The sequence below is a fragment of the Winogradskyella psychrotolerans genome, from assembly GCF_018860545.1.
Lineage (GTDB): Bacteria > Bacteroidota > Bacteroidia > Flavobacteriales > Flavobacteriaceae > Winogradskyella > Winogradskyella psychrotolerans_A.
Window position 1 is genome coordinate 41,798 of sequence record NZ_JAHKPN010000034.1, and the last position, 23,446, is coordinate 65,243.

The 23,446-nt window shown below is 33.2% G+C and carries 19 protein-coding genes and 1 pseudogene; 11 read left to right on the forward strand and 9 right to left on the reverse strand.

Annotation, left to right across the window (positions count from 1 at the left end; all coding sequences use genetic code 11):
- Nucleotides 1–114 precede the first annotated feature (114 nt).
- From KO515_RS11635 to KO515_RS11645, 3 genes are all read left to right on the forward strand, one after another.
- On the forward strand, nt 115–519 hold the full coding sequence (locus tag KO515_RS11635; protein WP_178985182.1) for a DUF2721 domain-containing protein: 405 nt from the start codon (nt 115–117) through the stop codon (nt 517–519).
- A gap of 86 nt (nt 520–605) precedes the next feature.
- Nucleotides 606–1,199, forward strand: a complete 594-nt coding sequence (locus KO515_RS11640; RefSeq protein WP_215936517.1) for an RNA polymerase sigma factor — start codon at nt 606–608, stop codon at nt 1,197–1,199.
- Nucleotides 1,200–1,395: 196 nt separating this feature from the next.
- Nucleotides 1,396–2,202 carry a mechanosensitive ion channel family protein gene (locus KO515_RS11645; protein WP_215936518.1) on the forward strand — a complete coding sequence of 269 codons (807 nt, stop codon included), beginning with the start codon at nt 1,396–1,398 and terminating at the stop codon, nt 2,200–2,202.
- 287 nt (nt 2,203–2,489) lie between these two features.
- On the opposite strand, the gene KO515_RS11650 is transcribed toward KO515_RS11645, so the two are convergent.
- Nucleotides 2,490–3,509: a formimidoylglutamase gene (locus KO515_RS11650; protein ID WP_215936519.1), complete on the reverse strand. Its 1,020-nt coding sequence runs from the start codon at nt 3,507–3,509 to the stop codon at nt 2,490–2,492.
- Nucleotides 3,510–3,610: 101 nt separating this feature from the next.
- Between KO515_RS11650 and KO515_RS11655 the strand changes: the two genes are divergently transcribed.
- On the forward strand, nt 3,611–4,501 hold the full coding sequence (locus KO515_RS11655) for a chromosome partitioning protein ParA (RefSeq protein WP_215936520.1): 891 nt from the start codon (nt 3,611–3,613) through the stop codon (nt 4,499–4,501).
- A gap of 60 nt (nt 4,502–4,561) precedes the next feature.
- On the opposite strand, the gene hutI is transcribed toward KO515_RS11655, so the two are convergent.
- The 3 genes from hutI to fumC all read right to left on the reverse strand — a co-directional run bounded on the left by hutI (nt 4,562) and on the right by fumC (nt 8,806).
- Complete coding sequence (gene hutI, locus KO515_RS11660) at nt 4,562–5,797, reverse strand: imidazolonepropionase (protein WP_215936521.1); 1,236 nt, start codon at nt 5,795–5,797, stop codon at nt 4,562–4,564.
- 97 nt (nt 5,798–5,894) lie between these two features.
- Nucleotides 5,895–7,319, reverse strand: a complete 1,425-nt coding sequence (locus KO515_RS11665; RefSeq protein WP_215936522.1) for a T9SS type A sorting domain-containing protein — start codon at nt 7,317–7,319, stop codon at nt 5,895–5,897.
- An 89-nt stretch (nt 7,320–7,408) separates the two neighbouring features.
- A complete protein-coding gene (gene fumC / locus KO515_RS11670) occupies nt 7,409–8,806 on the reverse strand; it encodes a class II fumarate hydratase (protein ID WP_215936523.1) in 1,398 nt (465 codons plus the stop codon).
- A gap of 464 nt (nt 8,807–9,270) precedes the next feature.
- Between fumC and KO515_RS11675 the strand changes: the two genes are divergently transcribed.
- The 5 genes and pseudogenes from KO515_RS11675 to KO515_RS11695 all read left to right on the forward strand — a co-directional run bounded on the left by KO515_RS11675 (nt 9,271) and on the right by KO515_RS11695 (nt 14,565).
- Nucleotides 9,271–9,975: an alpha/beta fold hydrolase gene (locus KO515_RS11675; protein ID WP_215936524.1), complete on the forward strand. Its 705-nt coding sequence runs from the start codon at nt 9,271–9,273 to the stop codon at nt 9,973–9,975.
- Nucleotides 9,976–10,016: 41 nt separating this feature from the next.
- Nucleotides 10,017–10,967, forward strand: a pseudogene (locus KO515_RS11680) (ATP-grasp domain-containing protein); the annotation flags it as partial.
- A 361-nt stretch (nt 10,968–11,328) separates the two neighbouring features.
- Entirely contained in the window at nt 11,329–12,423 is a 1,095-nt protein-coding gene (locus KO515_RS11685) for a carboxylate-amine ligase (protein ID WP_215936525.1), read from the forward strand.
- A 114-nt stretch (nt 12,424–12,537) separates the two neighbouring features.
- Entirely contained in the window at nt 12,538–13,356 is an 819-nt protein-coding gene (locus tag KO515_RS11690; RefSeq protein ID WP_215936526.1) for a type 1 glutamine amidotransferase, read from the forward strand.
- Between the two features lie 6 nt (nt 13,357–13,362).
- Nucleotides 13,363–14,565, forward strand: a complete 1,203-nt coding sequence (locus KO515_RS11695; protein WP_215936527.1) for a hypothetical protein — start codon at nt 13,363–13,365, stop codon at nt 14,563–14,565.
- 83 nt (nt 14,566–14,648) lie between these two features.
- Here KO515_RS11695 and KO515_RS11700 read toward each other — a convergent pair whose 3' ends face one another.
- From KO515_RS11700 to KO515_RS11720, 5 genes are all read right to left on the reverse strand, one after another.
- The gene (locus tag KO515_RS11700; protein WP_215936528.1) at nt 14,649–15,413 is read right to left on the reverse strand and encodes an RDD family protein; all 765 of its coding nucleotides are present in this window, start codon (nt 15,411–15,413) and stop codon (nt 14,649–14,651) included.
- A 14-nt stretch (nt 15,414–15,427) separates the two neighbouring features.
- Nucleotides 15,428–16,036 (reverse strand): hypothetical protein, encoded by a 609-nt coding sequence (locus tag KO515_RS11705; protein WP_215936529.1) that lies wholly within the window; start codon nt 16,034–16,036, stop codon nt 15,428–15,430.
- Between the two features lie 51 nt (nt 16,037–16,087).
- Nucleotides 16,088–17,287, reverse strand: a complete 1,200-nt coding sequence (locus KO515_RS11710; RefSeq protein ID WP_215936530.1) for an ATP-grasp domain-containing protein — start codon at nt 17,285–17,287, stop codon at nt 16,088–16,090.
- Between the two features lie 178 nt (nt 17,288–17,465).
- The gene (locus KO515_RS11715; protein ID WP_215936531.1) at nt 17,466–18,878 is read right to left on the reverse strand and encodes a leucyl aminopeptidase family protein; all 1,413 of its coding nucleotides are present in this window, start codon (nt 18,876–18,878) and stop codon (nt 17,466–17,468) included.
- 2 nt (nt 18,879–18,880) lie between these two features.
- A complete protein-coding gene (locus tag KO515_RS11720; RefSeq protein WP_215936532.1) occupies nt 18,881–19,654 on the reverse strand; it encodes an alpha/beta hydrolase in 774 nt (257 codons plus the stop codon).
- Nucleotides 19,655–19,881: 227 nt separating this feature from the next.
- Here KO515_RS11720 and KO515_RS11725 point away from each other — a divergent pair, with 227 nt between their 5' ends.
- Entirely contained in the window at nt 19,882–22,230 is a 2,349-nt protein-coding gene (locus tag KO515_RS11725; RefSeq protein ID WP_215936533.1) for a DUF2339 domain-containing protein, read from the forward strand.
- Nucleotides 22,214–23,443: a DUF3999 family protein gene (locus KO515_RS11730; protein ID WP_215936534.1), complete on the forward strand. Its 1,230-nt coding sequence runs from the start codon at nt 22,214–22,216 to the stop codon at nt 23,441–23,443. The genes KO515_RS11725 and KO515_RS11730 overlap by 17 nt, the downstream gene beginning before the upstream one ends.
- Nucleotides 23,444–23,446: the final 3 nt, after the last annotated feature.

A 23,446-nucleotide genomic window follows, 5' to 3' on the forward strand; every position in this document is an offset into this window, starting at 1 on the left:
TATAATTGAACAACTTCATTAAATACAATCAAATATTGTTTACAAGCGAACTTAATAAAGTTCGCTTTTTTAATTTGTAGTGTTTTTATTCTGTAATTTTGTAAAAATTGATTTATGGAAGAATTAACGCTCACAACACCAGCACTTTTATTCTCAGCTATTTCGTTAATAATGCTTGCTTACACTAACCGGTTTTTAGCTTATGCTGCTATAATTCGAGATCTTAGCGAAAAGTACCTAAAACATCAAGACGCTTCTATTCTTAGACAGATTAAAAATTTAAAATTAAGAGTAAAATTAACGCGATATATGCAAATTGCAGGTATTAGTAGCTTGTTGTTTTGTGTTTTAACTATGTTTTTAATTTACATAAATTACCATATTGTTGCAGTTTGGTCTTTTGGTTTAGGACTATTGCTCCTCATTTTATCACTATTATTTTTAATATGGGAAATCCAAATTTCAGCTAAAGCCTTACAACATCATTTAGGTGACATTGAAGATCATTTAAAAAAGTAGGAATTTTATTTAATAATAATGTGACCTCTTAAAAAAAGGAGTGTCTTAAGACCAATAACCAATTAATAATAGATTAAAAAATCACCTTGACTAAAGACGCTATTCATAACCTAACCGATGAAGCGCTTGTAGAAGCTATCGTAAAAACCAACGACACTATGTTGTTTGAGGTGCTGTACGACAGATATGCGAGTATGGTCTATAACAAATGTTATGGATTTGCTAATGGTGTGGATGAAGCTAAAGATTTAACTCAAGATGTTTTTTTAAGAGTATTTGTTAAATTGGCTAGTTTTAAGGGGAAATCAAAATTTTCTACATGGTTATATGCATTTACTTATAATCATTGTGTAAATTATGTCACTAGAAATACAGCGAAGAAACTTGAGAAAAAATCTGTAAGTTCTGAAAATTTTGACATTGAGAATATAGGAGAAGATATTGATTCTACTGTTGAGTTTGAAAGCATGAGAGTTGAGCAGTTAAAGAAAGTGATGGAGTTGATTTCACCTGATGAAAAAATGATTTTATTATTAAAATATCAAGATAATTTATCAATTAAAGAATTAGCTGACGCTTTAGATATTGGAGAAAGCGCAGTTAAAATGCGATTAAAAAGAGCAAAAGAAAAACTTGTACAGAAGTACACTAATTATACGAAAGATGGAAAATCCATTTAAACAAATAGACCAGCCTTTAAAGGAAGTTCCAGCGGAACTGAAGAGCAGAGTTATGCATGATATTGCTATGGCTAAGTTATTTATGGAGTTAGCTGAGCTGTTTTCGTATAATCTAAGTTATATAATTGAAAGTGTAAGTAGTAAAAGAAAAAAATAAACCAATATTTATAAAACCCTAAAATAAACCTTATTATAAATGGAAGATTCTAAAGAATTTATAACTGATATATTGTCGTCATCCTGGCCAATTTTATTAAAAATTATTTTTGGTTTTATCGGTATAATTGTAGCGTTATATCTCATCAAAGTGATCGTGAAAATAATTATAAAGCTTTTAAATTTAGCTAAAATTTATAGGTTAGATGCGAAGTTGAACGACATAGAAATAATAGAAGGTAAAAAACTTAAAATAGATTCGATTAAAATTATTTCAACCTTTATTAAATACATTTTATATGTTCTTTTAATAATGATTGCCTCTGAGACATTAGGCTTAGAGATTATATCAAATCAAATCAGTGATTTAATATCTTATGCCCCCAAATTAATTTCGGCTGTATTAGTCTTCGTTTTTGGTTTGCTTTTTGCAAATTTTGTAAAGAAGGGTTTAAAATCGCTCTTTGAATCTATGGATATGTCTGGTGGAAAAGCGATCAGTCAAGTTGTATTTTTTCTATTGTTAACATTTATTTCTGTTACAGCTTTAAATCAAGCAGGCATAGATACAGAGATCATTACTAACAATATTAATATGATTATTGCTGCTTTTTTACTGGCATTCGCTATCGCGTTTGGGTTAGGAGCAAGGGAAGTAGTAGGTAAATTATTGAATACATTCTATGCGCGTAAGATTTATGAAGTAGGACAAAAGATTGTTTTTAATGATGAAACCTATACAGTAGAAGCTGTACAAAGTATTTCAGTGATACTAAAAAATTCAAAAGGAAAACTTATAGTTCCTATTAAAGATATAGTAGAAAATCAAGTACAAATGCAGGATTAACTATGAGGTTAGGGTCATAGATTTTATGTTCAAATAAAATGCGATCCTGCATGTGCTTGAAATATTTAAAACCCTTTTCATTAATTTGATTAGGGTTTTTTTGTAATAGTACAATAATGTGCTCAACTAATTTAATTAACAATACGCTAATTAACAATAAGTATTATTAAATGTCAAAGTTAAACGTTAAAATTTATGTTTAAAGGCGGCTCACGATAGGTGATATTATGAATTCGTTTTGTTATGAAACACTGTGTAATATGTTTCTAAAAGTTGATTTATGAATATCAAGATTTATGGGCACGTATAAAATCTGTAATTAAATAGGTAATCAGTTTCCCTATTTTAGTTTCAGACTTTTCAGTTGGTGCAGCTTCACATATATGTAAGTAGGCCGCATTATGATGTTTACCAAAACGATTTACAAATTGCCGTGCTTGTTTTACACTAAATCCACTTGGTGTCATAGCACTGCTTGGTATGTTTCTGATGGCATCACAATCAATTTCGATTCCAAATTTTCTACTAGAAACATAATCTAATGCATATTTTATTTCAGATGAAAAGTCGAGTTCATTTCTAACTTCAATAGCCTCGTAAGTATTGTGTTTTATAGTTTTTACCTTCTTCATCTTTTTAAATAACGTCTCAGAAGTATAATTTTCATGTAACCCAAAAATAAAATAGTTTTTCAAAAACCCTTCAGCAAAAGCGTAACTAAATCCATTGCCACTATGTCTGCCTTCTTCTGCTCTAAAATCAGAATGAGCATCAAAATTTACCACATTTACTTTGCCATTGTTTGCTAAAGCACAGCCTTTAATATTGCCATAAGCATTGTTGTGGCCTCCACCAATAATAATTGGAATTTTACCTGCTTTTATAATAGACGATACTACATAGGTAACATCTTTGTCTATATCCTCTACAAGATGTCTAACCTTGGAGATTTGTTTCTTTTTGGATAGATCGAAGTCCACAATAGCCTTTCGTTGTTCCGTATAATCTAAATGGCCTAGTATCAAAACCCGTTTTGCCGAGGTCAATGCGTTACTCTGAATATTTAACAAAACTTTTAAGGCAGCATCCCATGCATTATAAGTGCCTGGTTTACCGAAGTTTGCTGTAACTCCGATATCTTCTTTCACTCCAAAAACCACATACTCAACGTCTAAATTAACAATATCATCGTATATCTTAATGAGGTTAGGGATTAACTGAATATGTTCTCCAAATTTTGTTTCACCTTTTCGTTTCTTTAAAAGTAGTTGTTTATCTTTTTCTGTAAATACGTTAAGATGCTTCATTTGAATAAATAAATTTAATATAAACTAAAAGTACATTTTTATTTAATTATTTTGGCCTCGAATTAGTAATAATTAAAACAATACTTAAAACCCAATAACTTATGGAAGGTTCACAAAAATCGAGCACAGGATTAAAAGTAGGATTAGGCATCTTATTAGTATTATTCTTAGTAACTGCTTTCTACACCTCTAAACTTTATAGCGAAAAGCAGGAGAATGAAAAATTATTAGTCAGTGAAAAGAATCAAGTGATGAATGATTTGAATAACATGGCAAAAGATTACGATGAAGCCATTGCTGAAAGTGAGATTAAAAATCAAGATTTAATTACGGCAAGAGAGCGTATTCAAGGTTTAATGGATTCATTGAAGATATCTCAAAATAGTGTTGGTAGTTTGTGGAACTATAAGAAGAAGTATATGGCGTTACAAGAAGAAATGGACGTTTTATTAACTGAAAATGATCGTTTAAAAGGCGAGAACCAGTACTTGGCTTCATCTTTAGATAGTACACAAGTGCAATTAGCGGAACGTACGATGTTCACCGATTCTTTATTAGTTCAAAACACAGAACTTGCTACTGTTGTTAAAGACGCAGCAGCGTTACAAACTGTTGGTTTAGTAGGCATGGGAGTTATAGAAAGAAACAGCGGTAAACAAATCCCAACGGAACGCGCCACTCGAAGTGATAAAATTAAAGTTTGCTTTACTGTTGCTAAAAATATGTTAGCTGAAGCTGGTGATAAAGAATTATACGTTCAAGTTATTGATCCTAAGAATAACGTTTTGGGGGCTAACGATCAAATTGAATTTGAAAACCAAGAGGTATTAAACTATAGTCTCATCAGTAGATTTAATTACGAAAATAGAAACTTAAATATCTGCGAATATATTAATGAATTGAAAGATTCAAAATTTGAAAAAGGACGTTATAAAGTCAATGTTTTTAGTGATAAAGCATTAGTGTCTTCTTCTGAATTTGAATTGAAGTAAAAAAGAAATATTGTATTAATCCATAAAAAAATCCAGAAGCTCGCTTCTGGATTTTTTTTGTTATAATAATTGACCGTTAACAATCACTTGTTCAATAGGGTTGTGAGCAAATGCATAGGGTATTTCACTATAATGATTCATGGCTTTCGTTATAATAAGATTCGCCTTTTTTCCTCGTGTAATACTGCCGTACATATTACTAATTCCCATGGCATAAGCACCATTTACAGTCGCAGCATTTATAGCTTCTTCTGGTGTTAATTTTAACTTTACACAAGCGGCACTTACGATAAAATTCATATTTCCACTTGGCGAAGAACCTGGGTTGTAATCTGTGGCGATTGCTAATGGTAAGCCTGCATCAATAATTTTTCGAGCTTGTGTATACGGAATACTTAAAAAATAGGAGCAACCCGGTAAAGCTACCGCGATAGTATCGCTTCCTTTTAAAGCTTCAATATCTTCATCGTTGATTTCTTCCAAATGATCTACAGATAATGCATTGTGTTTTACACCCAGCGCAATTCCTCCTAAAATATTAAACTGATTCACGTGAATTTTAGGTTGTAAATTGTATGTTTTTCCAGCTTCTAATATGGCATCAGTATCTTTAATGTCAAAATAGCCTTCTTCACAAAACACATCAACATAATTTGCGATATTTAATTCAGCAGCCTTAGGTATTAATTCTTCTGTGATGTAATTAATATAGTCTTGTTTATTTGATTTGTAGGCTTCAGGGATTGCATGAGCCGCTAATAATGTAGGTATGATTTTCGCTAAACTCGCCTGCTTTAAACGCTTTATAACTTTAAGCATTTTTAACTCTGCATCTACCGTTAAGCCGTAACCTGTTTTTATTTCTACAGCTCCAGTTCCCATAGCTATAAGCTCATTTAATCGTTTTAAGGACTGTTCGTATAATTCGTCTTCAGAGGTGTCTTGAAGCTTTTTAGCCGAATTTAAGATACCACCACCTTTATGAGCGATATCCGCATAGGATAAGCCATTTATTCTATCTACAAATTCCGACGTTCTATCACCTGCATACACAATATGCGTGTGTGAATCGCACCAAGACGGTAAAACTAATTTTCCGGTGGCATCAATAGTCGTTTCAGCATCAAACCCCTCACAATCAGTCATGTTACCATATTCAATAATAGTGTCGTTTTCGATATAGAGGTACGCGTTTTCTATGACCGGTAAATTTTTCATATCACTACCTTTTAAGATGGTAGTATTATGTTCATGGACTTGAATGAGTTGTTTAATATTAGTAATTAGTAGAGACATATGAATTGCTATTTTTGTAAATATTGTAATTTTTTCAAACAAAAAAAAACGCTAGTATAAATATACAAGCGTTTTAGATATTATAAAGCGTATTTTTTTATTCTTTTATAAATTTAGAGGTTATTTTATTATTCAATTTAATGGTGTATAAACCACTAGCTAATGTTGAAACATTTAATGACTCTCCATGTAATAATGTACTTTCTAATACCATTTTTCCAATCGTATCATAAACCACAACTTCTATACTCTCAGAATTATAACCATTGATATGCAATTGATCTGTGGCAGGGTTTGGATACATACTTAGGGTTGTTAATTCAGAATCACTAATACTTAATGCATTAAGTTTATTCTCTATCCAATCGACAGTATCTGTTTGATTACCAACAGCAGCAATATCGATATCTGAATCACCATCTAAATCTGCTACAGCGATATCTAGCATTTGATTACCATTATCAATTATTAATTGATTTGTTGTGCTTGGTGAAGCATTTGCTGCTCCTTTAAACCATATAATAGCATCATCAGCATTGCCATAATCCGTTACGATAACATCATTTAATCCATCTTCGTCCATATCAGCTATAATCATGGCAGAAGGATTATTTATAATACTAGAATTAGAAATAATTGTTCCTGTAGATGTTCCGTTTACTACTTTATCAAACCATTCCACATCACCATAATAATCTAATTTTACGGCATCCATATTTCCATCGTTATTCACATCTGCAAATTTTACAGCAAATAAGTAATTATTTCCTGTATCTACAGACTGCGTATCTTTTATCCAAGAAACTGTAGAGCTAGGATCAGGATCTGTGCCATCATATTGATTATAATAAATTTCTATGTTACCGGCAAAAAAACCGACTAATACATCTAAATCACCATCGGCATCAAAGTCTGCAACGTCTACGTAGTAAGGATAATTTGTAGAACCATTTTCTACATCAGCCTCTACTGTAAAATTACCAGAACCATCACCAGAATACCATTGTGTTCTATTGTTATCATAAGAAGGAGCTACGAGGTCAACATGCCCATCATTATTTATATCACCAGCAACTACTTGTCCTGGGCCACTAATAGCACTATCTACAGAAACTTCAGTATAACTATAGGTAGCATCCATGGTTGTGGCACTTAAATAATAGACTAACTTATTTTGGTTCACCGAAGTGGCTATTATATCCATAGCACCATCTTCATTAATGTCGGCTAATGTTAATCCATCTACCCATTGAATCGTTGATGACACGGTGATTTCAGTTGGGAAATTACCGCTTCCATCATTTAAATAGCATTTAATATAATCTTGGTTTGGAGTACCCCCGTTGTAGTTGTAGGTAGCCATTACAATGTCTATATATCCATCACCATTAATATCTCCGGTTTCAATTTCATAAGGTTCATCACCAGTGTCCGGATCCACATTAGTTAAAACCCAGTCTTGAGCGTAATTTAGATTGCAGCTGATAGCAAAAATTAAAAATACGAGTAGTTTTTGTTTCATAATTATTTTAGTTTAGATATGCTAATATACTAAAAAATCGACGAAATGTGTATTTCGTCGATTTTTTGGTCGTTTAGACGTTATTTGAGTTATTTGAGCGTGCCGACCATATTTTCTGGTTTTACCCATTCGTCGTAATCTTCAGCAGAAACATAACCTAAATTGACAGCTTCTTCTTTTAAGGTCGTGCCATTCTTATGCGCTGTATTTGCAATTTCAGCCGCTTTGTAGTACCCAATTTTAGTGTTTAAAGCTGTGACTAACATTAATGAATTATTTAATAACTCCTTAATGACTTGGTGGTTTGGTTCTATACCACTTACGCAATGTTCTTCGAAACTTACACAAGCATCACCGATTAACTGAGCCGATTGTAAAATGTTTGCAGCCATCATTGGTTTAAAAACATTAAGTTCGTAATGACCTTGTGTACCTCCAACTGAAATCGCAACATCATTACCCATAACTTGTGCGCAAACCATAGTTAATGCTTCACATTGTGTTGGGTTCACTTTTCCTGGCATTATTGAACTTCCAGGCTCATTTGCAGGTATGATAATTTCTCCAATTCCAGAACGAGGACCAGAAGCCATCATTCTAATATCATTGGCTATTTTGTTTAGAGATACTGCTAATTGCTTTAAAGCTCCGTGCGTTTCAACAATAGCATCATGTGCGGCTAAAGCTTCAAATTTATTCTCTGCAGTAATGAACGGTAAACCTGTAAATTCAGCAATGTACTTGGCTACTAAGACATCGTAATCTTCTGGTGTATTTAATCCTGTTCCTACGGCAGTACCACCTAAAGCGAGTTCGCTTAAGTGATGTAAAGTGTGTTCTAACGCTTTTAAACCATGATCTAACTGAGATACATAGCCAGAAAATTCCTGACCTAAGGTTAATGGAGTCGCATCCATTAAATGCGTACGGCCAATCTTAACAACCGTTTTAAATTCTAAAGATTTTTTATGTAATGTATTTCGTAATTGAATAACTCCTGGAATTGTAGTTTCTACCACTTTTTTATAAGCTGCAATGTGCATTCCGGTTGGAAACGTATCATTAGAGGACTGTGATTTATTAACATCATCATTTGGTTGAATCGTTTTTTCTCCTTCCCCAATGACTTGTCCAGCAATTTGATGCGCCCTATTAGCTACCACTTCGTTAACATTCATGTTACTCTGCGTACCAGAACCTGTTTGCCATATCACTAGAGGAAATTGATCATTGTGTTTTCCTTCTAATATTTCATCACAAACTTTTGCAATTAAATCGCGTTTTTCTTTAGATAATACCTCTAATTCACAGTTAGTATAAGCTGCTGCTTTCTTAAGATAAGCAAAGCCATGAACGATTTCTAAAGGCATTGATGCAGATGCACCTATTTTAAAATTATTACGAGAGCGTTCTGTTTGTGCTCCCCAAAGTTTGTCGGCAGGTACTTTAACCTCACCCATGGTGTCTTTTTCTATTCTGTAATTCATGTGTACTAAATATTTGATGTACTACAAATTTAACGGTTTTGTAAGTTTTATTTGCTGTAAAAGAAGGTTTTATTTGAACAGGTTTTAATTCAATTAGTTAATAAGTATTCGATCTTTTATTACGAAAATTATAACATTTTAACTTTTGCAGATTTAGCAATTTTGAATAGCTGTAAATGTAGAATTATTAAAAAGATATAAAAACAATTATTATAGTTATCCGATTTACAATTTAAATAACGATATTTAAAAACGTCTTTATACTAAGTGTTTGTTTATCTGTTTGGTTTTCAGTAGCAATGGATTAAATTTTGATACAAATAGCTTATTTTTGCCGACTTAAATTTTTAATTAACGCACTCAAAACTAAACAATTGAAACATCTGCTTCTTAAGGCTAATCAATTAGAAATAAGATTGATAAAGATGTTCCATGTGACGCTTAAAAAACAATAGAAAATACACATGAAAGAAGAACATTTTAAATGGTACTCGCCAACACTAAGCAAGGATATTGAGATGCTTGTTTTTGGGCATGCTGGTTATCCATTAATTCTATTTCCTACAACTATGGGGAAACATAATGAATGTCGAGACATGAAACTTGTAGAATCAGCAAGATGGTTTGTTGAACAAGGTTTGGTTCAAATTTATTGTCCAGATAGCATCAACGAATTAAGCTGGTATAATAAGAATATTCATCCTGCAGAACGTGCTAAAAATCACGTGTGGTATGATGAGTTTATAATGAACGAATTGGTGAATAAAATATGTCATGATAGAGGCATAAGTAAACTAGCTGTAGCTGGACCAAGTTTTGGAGGATACCAAGCAGCGAATTTTGCGTTTAGACATCCAGAACGTGTCAGCCATATGTTTAGTATGAGTGGGTCTTTCGATATCAAATCTTTCGTTGATGGCCATTATGACGATAATGTATTTTTTAATAATCCGGTCGATTTTCTTCCAGGAGCTAATCATCCAGATTTATGGAATATGAAAATTGTTCTTGGAGTAGGTGAGTGGGATATTTGTTTAGATGCTAATAAAAGATTAGCTGGTATTTTAACAGAAAAAAACATACCTTTCTGGTACGATGAGCATAAGTGGGCTGAGCACGATTGGCCATTATGGAATAAAATGTTTCCACATTATTTATCAAAAATTTAAATAACGAACTAATTAATTAAACCATCAAATTTACTTTCAATATGAAAAAAATAGGTATTTTATTTGGTCAAGAAGACACCTTCCCTTGGGCTTTTATTGACAGAGTTAACGAAAAAATTAAAGCACAAGGTATAAAAGATATGGTTGCGGAAGCGGTATCGATTGATACTGTAGAACAGGCAAAATCTGATGAATATGCTGTTATTATAGACAGAATTTCTCAAGATGTTCCGTTTTATAGAGCGTATTTAAAAAATGCAGCTATTACCGGAACGGCTGTAATAAATAATCCATTTTGGTGGAGTGCAGACGAAAAGTTTTTTAATAATGCCCTTGCTGAATCTATTGGAGTACCAGTGCCTAAAACGTTTATTTTACCATCATCTCATCGTCCACCAGATACTGATGCCAATTCTTTTAGAAACATGAAATTTCCATTCGATTGGGAAAAAATGTTTGCTACTATTGGTTTTCCTGCATATATGAAACCACATGATGGTGGAGGTTGGAAAAGTGTTTATCGTGTAGAAAGTCCTGAAGATTTATGGGAAAAGCATGGAGAAACAGAGAATTTAGTGATGATGTTGCAAGAGGAGATTAATTTTACGCATTATTTTAGATGTTACGCTTTAGGTACGGATCAAATACATATTATGCAATATGAACCTAGAAACCCACATCACTTGCGTTATGTCATTGATGGACCTCCTGTAGATCAAAAACTTTTGGACTTAGTTGAAGCCTATTGTATTAAATTAAACACTGCCTTAGGTTATGATTTTAATACCGTTGAATTTGCAGTGAGAGATGGTATTCCTTATGCTATTGATTTTTGTAATCCAGCTCCAGATGCTGATATTAATTCTGTAGGACAAGAAAATTTTGATTGGATTGTAGAAAACGCGGCTAATTTGGCCATTGAAAAAGCAAAAAAATACAAGAAAGGTCAAATGAATCTGACTTGGGGAACTTTTGTAAAAGATCAAATTGAAGCACCAAAAGCAACAAAGAAGACAGCGCCTGCAAAGAAAGCGTCTGCTAAAAAGGCACCTGTAAAAAAAGCAGTAGCAAAAAAAGCTCCGGTAAAAGCTGCGGCACGTAAAAAGTCGACAGCAACAAATGCTAGAGTAAAGAAAGCACCAGCTAAAGCTACGGCGAAGGTTGGAGTTAAGAAATCTTCAGCAAAAAAAGTTGAGGAAAAAGTAGCGACACCAAAAGCCACAGCAACGAAAGTCGCTAAAAAGAAAGCACCAGCAAAAAAAGCGGCAACGAAGTCAAAAACTGCCAAAAAATAGAATTTCACATAAACCTGATTATTTTTAATAATCAGGTTTAATTTAACCCTCGTTCTATATGAAGTTCACATTAGGTATTGAAGAAGAGTATCAAATTATTGATCCTGTTTCTCGCGAATTAATTTCTCACGATCAGAAAATTGTAACTGAGGCTGCCAAATATCTTAACGATCAAGTGAAGGCAGAAATGCACCAAGCTGTTGTAGAAGTTGGTACCAATATTTGTGAAGACATTACGGATGCAAGATCTCAAATTTCGTTTCTTAGAAAATCTATATCTGGAATCGCAGGTGATTTAGGGTTTAAAATTGGAGCGGCTGGTACGCATCCATTTTCAAAATGGGAACACCAACTCCTCACTCCTAATCCACGTTATGATGAGATTATAACCGAGCTGCAAGATACAGCACGCTCGAATTTAATTTTTGGATTGCACGTTCATGTGGGGATGGCAGATAAAGAAATGGCTATACATTTAGTAAACGCCATGCGTTACTTTTTGCCGCACTTATACGCTTTATCAACCAATTCACCATTTTGGGAAGGACGAAATACGGGTTTTAAATCGTTTAGATCTAAAGTGTTCGATAAATTTCCAAGAACAGGGATTCCAGGAGTTTTCGAAAATTATGCGCATTATGAGCATTATGTAAATCTTTTAGTGAAAACCAATTGTATAGATAATCCAAAGAAAATTTGGTGGGATATTAGAGTGCATCCATTTTTTCCAACCTTGGAAGTTAGGATTTGTGATGTGCCATTAACTGTTGATGAAACCATTTGTATTACTGCAATCATTCAAGCCTTGGTGGCTAAATTATATGACTTAAGAAAACATAATCTTAATTTTATGAATTACCATCGCGCGTTGATTAACGAAAATAAATGGAGAGCAAGTCGCTATGGAATTGATGGTAAAATGATAGATTTTGGTAAAGAGTCTGAAGTGGAAACCAGACTTTTGATGTTAGAATTACTAGATTTTATTGACGATGTGGTAGATGATTTAGGTTCGAGAAAAGAAATCGATTACATCCACCAAATGCTTAAGAACGGAACAGGAGCAGACCGTCAATTAGAAATATTTAAACAAACAAAAGACCTTACTAAGGTTGTTGATTATATTGTAGATCAAACTGTTTCAGGATTATAAAAATAAACCCTAGGTATTAGATTACCGCTGAAGTTTATCTTGAGCATTATTGAGTAAGAAATATATGTCTTACGAAAATAGATTACAAAGTAAGTCGAAAGGCAGCAAATGAATATGAAAAAAGATAAATTAAAACTAGCAATTTTAGATATGAACAACGATGAACCCAATCAAGGTTTGCGTTGTATCACTGAGATTGTGAGTACTTTTAATGACGACTTAGAGTATCAAATATTCAATGTCAGAGCAAAAAATGAATTGCCAGATACATCATTCGATATTTATATCTCGAGTGGAGGACCAGGAAGTCCTTTAGATGATGGAGAGTGGCGACAACCGTATCTGCAATTAATGCAAGACCTTTGGGATTTTAACAAAACATCTACTGATCACAAGAAATCGGTATTTTTTATCTGTTACTCGTTTCAGGTGATGTGCCATTATTTTCAATTAGGAGAGTTAAAACCGAGGCGTAGTACGTCTTTTGGGATTTTACGAATGCATAAAACGAAAAAAGGGCATAGCGATCTTATTTTTGAAGGGTTGAGTGATCCGTTTTTTGCGGTAGATTCTCGCGATTGGCAACTTGTTCAGCCACGCCTAACGGTATTTAAAAATCATGGATCTACTATTTTGAGTTTAGAAAAAATTAGAACGCATGTAGAATTAGAACGTGCTATTATGGCTGTTCGTTTTTCTGATGAGTTTGTAGGAACACAATTTCACCCTGAAGCCGAACCTGTGAGTATGGAAGCGTATTTTGGTTTAGCAGAAAATAAGAAGAAAGTTATAGATAGTTTTGGAGTAGAGAAGTACAACCAAATGATGGATCGTATAGATGACCCTGAAAAAATTGAGTTAACTTACAATACGATTTTACCAAAGTTTATTAGAAATGCCATTAGTAAAGTTAATCAACCCGTAATGTCTTAATTGAAGATGATAAAGAAGATCCGCGACGCTTATAATGCCAAGTTTTCTGAAGAAACCTATCAATCGTTCATAAATGATATTGATATGTTATTTAATTTTAAGGTTAAATTTAAAATCGCAGAAACACCCGTTTTTATTCCGAAGGATTTAAAACAAAAATTGGTTGAAGCTTGTCACGATATTATGGCTATTATTAATAAGCCAAACTTTAAAGAGTTAACAGATGGTGCATTTTTCGATGCTAATACAATAGTGCCAAATGAAGATGAACATTCAAAATTTATCCAATTAGATTTCGGTATTTGTAAAGATGATAAGGGAGAGTTGACTCCTAAACTAATTGAGTTACAGGGATTCCCGTCGTTGTATTTTTTTCAAGAACTTATTGGAGGTAAATACCGTGAGCATTTTGGTGATGCTATTCCAAGTGAGTTTTCACAGCATCTTAATGGTATGACGACCAACGATTATATTAATCTGTTACAGCAAGAAATTGTTGGTGATACTAACCCAAAACAGGTTATTCTTTTAGAAATAGAACCCGAACAACAAACAACCGCCATAGATTTTTATGCCACTGCAGCTAAGCTTGGGATTAAAGTGCTTTGTATTACAGATTTGAAAAAGAGAGGAAAAACCCTCTTTTATTTAGATAATAATGGAGATGAAGTTGAAGTCTTAAAAATATACAACCGTATTATCTTTGATGAATTACACCAACGTACGGATTTGAAAACAGAATTTAGCTTTCAAGATGACATTGATGCGGAATGGATTGGGCATCCTAACTGGTTTTACCGAATAAGTAAATACACTATGCCTTTGTTAAAAGGGGATTATGTTCCTAAATCTTATTATTTAGATCAACTAGAAAGCATTCCTGAGGATTTAGAGAATTACGTTCTTAAACCTTTATATTCATTTGCAGGCGCAGGAGTAGAGATTCATGTCACTAAAAACATGATTGATAAGATTACAAACAAAGCTAACTATTTACTCCAAGAAAAAGTGGCTTATGCACCAGTTATTGAAACTATGGATGAGCCAGCGAAATGTGAAATTAGAATGATGCTACTTCATAATTCTAAAACCAACAAAACCGAAATTGTTAGTAATTTGATGCGCTTAAGTAAAGGTGAAATGGTTGGAGTAAAGTATAACAAGGACAAAACTTGGGTAGGAGGTAGCACTGGTTTTTTTGAGGGATAACATCTCGCGTTGCTATGTTCTAACCGTTAGTTATTTTTTTATTGAAATGCTGATGATTAATATTATTATCAGCGGTAAAGTTACTATTCTTTAGAAAGATTTATTACTTCCCATTCACCATTTGGTTGCTTAGTTAAGTAAGCACCAACACTTATATCATTATTTTTTCCTAGAACTTTAATTTTTAATTGCGCTTCTCCATAGCCATTATTAATATTGATACTGCCAGTTGGCATCATGCCGTAACCTGTTATGCCACCTGTTTCATCTAAAATCTTTTGATTTTGTTCTATGTTTTCAACGGCTATTTTGTAAGCGTCTGAATTTTTCATTGCAGACCCTGTGAACAGCACCATAAAAATTATAAAAACGATACCAATACCAATTAAAGCAATAACTCGAGGTGTTTTGCTAGGTTTGTTAGGATTTTGAACCACAATGGTCTTAGCGACTTTATCTCCAAGTCGTTTTTTCTCGTTACTTGCTGCTAGAACAATAAATTCAATAGGCCAAATGATAAGAAACAAATTCCGGAATAACAGTTTGCCAAATGACGGTACATGCTCAGGATTGGCTTCATCTCTAATCATGATTCCCATAATCCATTTACCAATACTGATGCCTTTTATAGCGTCTTTTCCGAAATAAACAACGAAACCAGGAAGTAAAACAATTAACATCGTTGCAGTGATAGTCTTAAAATCAGGTTCATTTAAAAAATCTGATCCAAGCGCCAAAAATGCAATTGAAAGGATTAAAAAACTCATCGCAAAATGATCGATCATATACGCTGCGATTCTTCTTTTTCGACTAGCTAATGGAAATTTGGTATTCATTTCTGTGTTCATGCTATAGTTATCTTTTATGTCTGCCTAATTAAAAACTCGGTTTCACTGCGTGATTTTAATTTTCCAAATAGTGATATTGATATTATTCCTAGCAATATGATATAGCCTATAATATTTTTTAAAACACCTAAATTTGCTATGGCTAGGACTATACTAGTAATACTTCTTCCACCTCCTATAATTTCGTATTCAACACCATTTTCAATTTGAATAGCTAAATATAAAGACCAAATAAATAGTGCTGTCATAAATAATAAAGCGAAAAATTGAGGTTTGGCATATTTCAAGACACTTGGCAATTCAGAACTATATTTAAAATGGGGAATATCTTGTTTTAGGAAATCAAAAACTTCTTTTTTAGTGCTTCTATCTTTTATAATGAGTTCATCTTCTGAACCATTCCCAAAATATATTTTAATTTCATTTTTTCCATCTTGATTCTGAATACTCGTGATATATGAATATGGGATACTAAAGAGCTGATTTAAAAATGCGAGATCAGACGAATTTGAATTTAGCTTATTTAATTCATCTGGGTTTGGGTTTCCTTTATAAATACAGTTATCTTTTACTAAAATTAATTTATTGGTTTTAGAATCACTTAATTTCCAAAATTTCAGCATATTATTTTCCAATTTTAGGTAAAAGGTTATTATAAGAGAATGATTTCGAAATTACTCAGACTTATCAGGGGCAGGTAAACTTGCGTGAAATTCTTTACCAATACGTTCCGTATATTGATCTAATAATTTTAAAACACGTTCACTAGAATCAGAAACCACAATTAAACCAATATGCCACGCTTTGTTCATTCTCCAAACAATTTCTTTGTCGGTGAAGCTAGACGTATCAGGATGTTCAAAGCGACTTAAAGACACTACGATGCCTGCATATTTATTATTGATTTTTGGAAGTTTATAAGCAGTCTTTCTAAGATTTGCAGCTTCAATTTTAGCCCATTCTCCCCAAAGATTAACTCCAGATGCAGCTTCTACCATTTCGGCTAAATTAGCACCACCAACACGAGACGAGGTTTCTAGGAAGAATAATTCACCTGTGGCTTTAGATTGTATAAACTCGGTATGAGACGCTCCAAACTGCATGCCGAAAGCTTTCATCACTTGAGCATTCATTTTTTGTAGGCCTTTTTCTTCTTTAGAACCAATTTTAGAACTTGCGGATCTAAAGATGCCACCTCCATGTGCCACTTCAAACGGTGTGTCTAAATATTTACTCACTCTAGCAAAAGCAACTTTTCCATCTACATTTAAACCATCAACATGATACACATCTCCTGGTGCAAATTTCTCTACTAAATAATTGTCGCGCTCATCACCTAAGTCATTAACAATCTGCCATAATTCATCCTTAGAGTGAATTTTTTTAATGCCTGTTGCAGAGGCTTCCATTCGTGGTTTAATTAACCATGGAGGACTTACGCGATCTGCATAGTCGTTAATGGAATCGTTATTAAATAAATCGGTGAATTCAGGAACGTTAACGCCTTCTTCTTTAGCCTTAACACGCATGGCTAGTTTGTCTCTAAAATAATGTGCGGTTGTTCTGCCCATGCCTGGCATTCTAAAATGCTCACGCATTAGGGCTACTTTTTCAACATCAAAATCATCAAGGGCGACAAAACGATCGAATTTAATTGTTCTAAATTTATAAGCAATACCTTTAACAACATCATTTTGATTCCATTCTTCAATATAAAATGTATCGTCAATAGAGTCCCACGGCCAAGGTTCGTTTTCGTACTTTTTCTTAGTAAGTAAATAGACGTTATTACCTTCGGCTTTTGCGCTTTTTAGAAAATCTTCACCTTTAAAATAGGTAGAAATGCAGAGGAAATTGAGCGGTTGTTTGGACATGGCTGTTTATTAGTTATTACGGCGTCAGTTCTAGTGATTGCGATTTTTATCGGAATTGTATCGAGAACAGATTTTAGATTAAAAAAAAATCTCAATACTAATTTTTCTCATTTTTACGAGAAAAATTCACTAGAATAGACGAACATATTTATACCGTTTCAATTTACAAAACTGAGAATTATTTTGAAGCCTTTTTCTTAATAAATTCAGTAATTAATTGAATGCCATAACCTGAAGCACTTTTCATCTTGGCATAAGAAGAGCTTCCAAAAGACACACCAGCAATATCTAAATGCATCCAATTTTTATGCTCTTCTGTAAACGCTTCTAAAAATTGTGCAGCATTTGTCGCTCCTGTCAACGGTTTACCACTGAAATTTCTTAAGTCAGCAATATCACTGTGTAAGTCACTTTTGTATTCTTCAAACATAGGCAGTTGCCAAACCCGCTCGTGGACTTTATAACCAATGTCAGACATCGTACTTGCCATGTCTTGATTGTGGGTAAACATGCCGGCTGCTTCATAACCTAAAGTTCTTACAACGCTTCCGGTTAAGGTGGCTAAATCAATAAGATATTCTGGTTTTATGTTTTTAACAGCATAACTCAAGCCGTCTGCTAATACTAATCGGCCTTCCGCATCGGTATCGATAATCTCTATCGTTTTGCCAGAATAGGAATTAATAACATCTCCTGGTCTGTAACTTTCTGCATCCACAGCATTTTCAGCAGAACACACTACACCCACAATATTAATGTCAAGCTTTAATTTAGCAGCCAATTCCACCACACCTAGAACGACAGCCGCTCCTCCCATATCACTTTTCATGTAATGTAGGTTGGTTGAAGGCTTAATGGATAATCCACCAGAATCGAAAGTAATCCCTTTGCCAACTAAAGCAATGTCAATTTTTTTACTTGGTTTTGGAGTGTGCTCTGTAATTATAACGACAGGTTTATTAATGCTACCTTTTCCAACAGATAAAACGGCATCGAAGCCTTGTTTTTTGAGCTCTTTGTGTTTTAAAACGGTACATTTATAATCGGCTTTTTTTGCTGATTTTTCTGCCCATTTTCCTAAGAATTCAGGTGTTTTAATATTTGGCGGAGCATCAACTAAGGCTTTTATTTTGTTGATGGTTTCTCCTGTATATTGGCCTTCGTCTAAAATGGTTTTAAGCGTTTTAGTCGACGCAAAGGAAACTGTGGTTTTATTTGATTTCTCTTTTTTTGATTTGAATTCACCAATGTTATATTGTGCCATTTCTAGCCCAATAACGGCTTTTTTAACGGCGTCTTCAGTTAAATCTTCAGCATAAACTTGAATGGTTTTATCCCAATGCTTCTGCGTTTCGAAGGCTAATTTTTGGAATGTGTTTTCTAACTGAGCGCTATGTTTTTCTTCTCCTAAACCAATGAGATATATTCTATTACCGTCTTTTCCATAAAGTAGTTGATACGTTGCGAAACTACCGTCAAAATCGGGTTGAGAGATAGGTAAAAAGTCTTTTATAGTATCAAGATTGTCTTTTCTACAAGGTAGAATAAAGTCCTTTGTGGTATCTAATGTTTTGGTGTGTTTGTAAGTCATAACTATGAATTAAAATAGAGCCATTTTACGGCTTTCGGAAATTCTTCTCTCCAATGGGCTTCAGAATGATTTCCGTGTTCATTAATAGAAAAATGAAAATCAATCTGATAGCCATTAATCATTTTTTCTTGGATAATGCCTCCTAAGCGATGGGCATTTGGCAAATGCTCTGCACTTTCTTGTCCACCTGAATATAAATATAATTTTGATTTTTGAAGCGGTTCAAAAGACTTGGTGCTTTTAAAAATTTTATTAGAAAGCCATAGGCTAGGGGAGAAAATCATCATTTTACCAAAAACACCTGGATTTTTAAGGCCTGCATGTAGGCTAATTAAGCCTCCCATAGAGCTGCCACCAATACCTGTATTTTTAAAATCGGTTAAGGTTCTATAGTGGCTATTGATATATGGAATGAGTTTTTCAATCATAAATTGAATGTAAAAATTCCCTTTACCTTCACCAAAACGAGGGTGATAATAAGGTAAATATTCACTGATGCGTTCCTCGTTGCCGTGGTCTACAGCAATTATTATAAGATCACCGAGACCTTGTTCTGCGAGTTGTGCCATGGATTTATCAATAGCCCAATCGCCAAAAGGAGCTGCGGGATTAAATAAGTTTTGGCCATCTTGCAAATAAAGTACAGGATAGCGTTTTTCAGTTTCATAATAATCATGCGGTAATAATGCCGATATTTTACGCGTGGCATTTAGATGTGGTATTTCGTAAGCTTCTTCTAGTATTTCTATTATAGGTTCAAACTCCGTCACTGTCATTTGTTTTAATTTAGGCAAAGCGAATGTACTATTTTATGGTATTAATTGCCATAAAAACTTAAACAGATGTTAACAATGTTTTAATGATGGAGTAATTTATATGCTCAATTTGAAATAGAATTAATTAGATTTATAACGCAACTTATGACCGTGAAATAGTCGATTCTAATAATATAAACTATTTTAGTACTGTCTTTTTCATGAAAAGATGACCAAATCCACTGTATATGGCAACAAATCAAGAGCTTATTGATAAACTCATTGAGAAATTAGAGATATTGTTTAAAAAGCAAGCTGAGTTTTCTTCTGAAATTGAAAGTTTAAAGGAGGAATTGTACCATTTAAAATCGGGATCTGTTGAAGAAGAAGCACTTCCGGTTAATGAAGAGGTTATTGCTGAACCTGAACTAGAGATTCAGAAAGATGCTAAACCTATTATTGAAACAGAATTTCAAAGTAAATTTATTGAGACTGAAGAGGAGCCTATAGTTGAAAAAAAGCCTAAAGGAAAATCGAGTTTAGAGAAATTTATTGGTGAAAACATTCTGAACAAAATAGGCATTATTATCACTATTATTGGTGTGGCCATCGGTGCAAAATATTCTATTGAAAATGATTTAATTAGTCCTTTAACACGAATTATTCTAGGGTATTTCACAGCCATTGGTCTATTAGGTTTTGGCATCAAACTCAAAAAGAAATATGAAGCGTACAGTGCTGTTTTAGTGAGTGGCTCAATTGTAATCTTATATTTTATCACATTTTTTGCCTATAGCTTTTACGATTTAATTCCCCAGTCTCCGACCTTTGCACTTATGGTCATTTTTACGGCATTTACAGTCGTTGCAGCCATAAGTTATAACCGCCAAGTGATTGCTCATATTGGTTTGGTTGGTGCTTATGCCATACCGTTTTTATTAAGTGATGGCTCTGGACGCATAGAAATATTGTTTAGTTACATGGCCATAATTAATATCGGCATTTTAATTATTTCTTTCAAAAAATACTGGAAATCACTTTACTATTCAGCCTTTATTTTTACATGGCTAATTTTTGCATCTTGGTTTTCCTTCGAATACTATGAAGACGAACACTTTAGTTTAGGTTTAAGCTTTTTAACCATATTCTTCATTATATTTTATATGACATTTTTGGCGTATAAAATGTTGAAAAAAGAGGTGTTTAAAATAAGTGATGTAGTGTTGTTACTTCTTAATTCATTTTTATTTTACGGCTTTGGATTCGCCATTTTAGATAATCATGAAACAGGTACACAACTCTTAGGGTTGTTTACACTTGGAAATGCCGTTATTCATTTTATAGTAAGTGTTATTTTCTATAAAATGAAACTAGGGGATAAGAATCTGTTTTATCTAGCTTCAGCTATGGTTTTGGTGTTTATTACCATTACAATTCCTGTGCAATTAGATGGTAATTGGGTAACGCTACTTTGGGTAAGTGAAGCCGCTTTATTGTTCTGGTTAGGACGAACAAAAGGGATTAAAGTGTACGAGAAATTATCATATCCTTTAATGATTTTAGCATTTTTGAGCCTTCTACAAGATTGGTCTTTTGCATATAGTGCGTACTACGGTTTAGATGAAGAGAATCATATAACTAATATTTTTAATATTCATTTTTTAAACTCTCTATTATTTGTTGCTGCATTTGGAAGTATTGTGTGGTTGTCTCTTAAAGACGAGTATACCTCAGCATTGAAGTCGGGTTCAATTTGGTCTCGGGTATTAACTTATGTCATCCCCTCTATATTAGCATTTAGTGCTTATTATGCCTTTAGATTAGAAATTGAATTGTACTGGGATCAATTATATCATACGACCAAAATTATAATACCTTCTGAGGATAGTTATGATATGTCTATCTTTAATTATGATTTGAGGGATTTTAAAACCATTTGGATTCTCAATTATTCATTATTATTTGTGGCTTTGTTATCATTTATAAATTTCAAGTTGATAAAAAACACGTTATTAGAGAAAATCATTTTAGGATTCACTGTAATGAGCATATTTGTCTTCTTAAGTCAAGGTTTATTAGCTTTAAGTGATTTGAGAGAGAGTTATTTAAATCCATCAGAATATTTTTCAGAAAGCAGCTTTTATTTAGGAATTCGGTATGTGTCGTTTGTGTTTTTAGCCCTAGCATTATTTACATGTTACAAGTTTATAAAACGTGAAGGCATTTCTAAAGCATTCAAAATTGGCTACGATATTTTATTGCACATATCCATAATTTGGGTGTTGAGTAGTGAACTTATTCATTGGATGGATATGTCTGAATCTACGCAATCCTATAAACTAGGATTAAGCATACTTTGGGGAGTGTATTCCTTCCTTTTAATTGCTTTTGGTATATGGAAAGACAAAGCATACTTGAGAATCGGTGGCATGATTTTCTTTGGGATTACTTTAATAAAACTATTCTTTTATGATATAGTGCATTTGAATACCATTTCAAAAACTATTGTATTTGTGTCGCTTGGTGTGCTACTTTTAATTATTTCATTTTTATACAATAAATACAAAAACCAGATTACAGATGACGTTAACGACTAGACTATTCATAGGTTTTCTTATTGGTTGTTCTACCTTTTGCACAGCGCAAATGGCAACTTATAATTATAAAAGAACTTTAGATGATGTAACTGATGAGTGGCACAAACTTAAATTGCCAGATGATGTATTTGGAAAGGTGAAATCTGATTTGTCAGATCTTCGAATTTATGGAATAACGGTAAATGATACTATTGAAGCACCATATTTATTACAAATTCTATCAGACCACGTTATTCATAAGACCAAACCATTTAATATAATTAACAAAACGAAAGGGGATAAGGGGTATTATTTTACATTTCAGTTGAATTCCGAAGCAACAATCAATCAAATCAATTTAAATTTTAAAGAGCAAAATTTTGATTGGAAAATTGAACTTCAGGGTAGTCAGAATCAGCAAGAGTGGTTTACACTACTTGAGGATTACCGAATACTATCAATTAGAAATGAAACCACCGATTACAAGTTTACAAAACTCGTTTTTCCGGATGCCAAATACAGTTTTTTTAGGCTTATAGTGAAACACAACGAGCAACCAGAATTGGTATCTGCGCAATTATCTAAACATGAAATTTCAGGTGGAAGTTTTGTTGAACATCATATCAAAAAGTTTGAGACTAATGATGTTAAGACAATTAAAACCACGGAAATAAATTTAGAGCTAGATCAAACTGTTTCCATGAGTCAGATCCATGTTGATGTAAGTAACACGTTTGACTATTACAGACCACTAAAAATTGAGTATCGGAATGATAGTGTCAAAACTGAAAAAGGCTGGAATTACTATTATAAAACCATCACAAATGCCACGTTAAATTCTCTTGAATCCAATAGTTTTAATGTTGACAACACCATTGCAAAACATTTAAAATTAACGATTTACAACAGTGACAATCAACCCTTGTCTATAGACGGTGTTTCAGTAAAAGGTTATGAATATCAAGTGATTGCTCGTTTTACGGAGCCTGCGGATTATATGTTGGTTTATGGGAATTCTTCAACAAGACGACCAAATTATGATATTGCTAGATTCGAAACTAAAGTACCTAAAGATTTAAGGGCATTGAAAGTGGGTAAGGAGCAAGAGATTTTAAAACCAGAAGAACAAACGGTAAAGCCATTATTTGAAAACAGTTATTGGCTTTGGGGAATTATTGGGGTTGTGATTTTAATTCTCGGTGGTTTTACTTTGAAGATGTTGAAGAAGAGTTAAGCT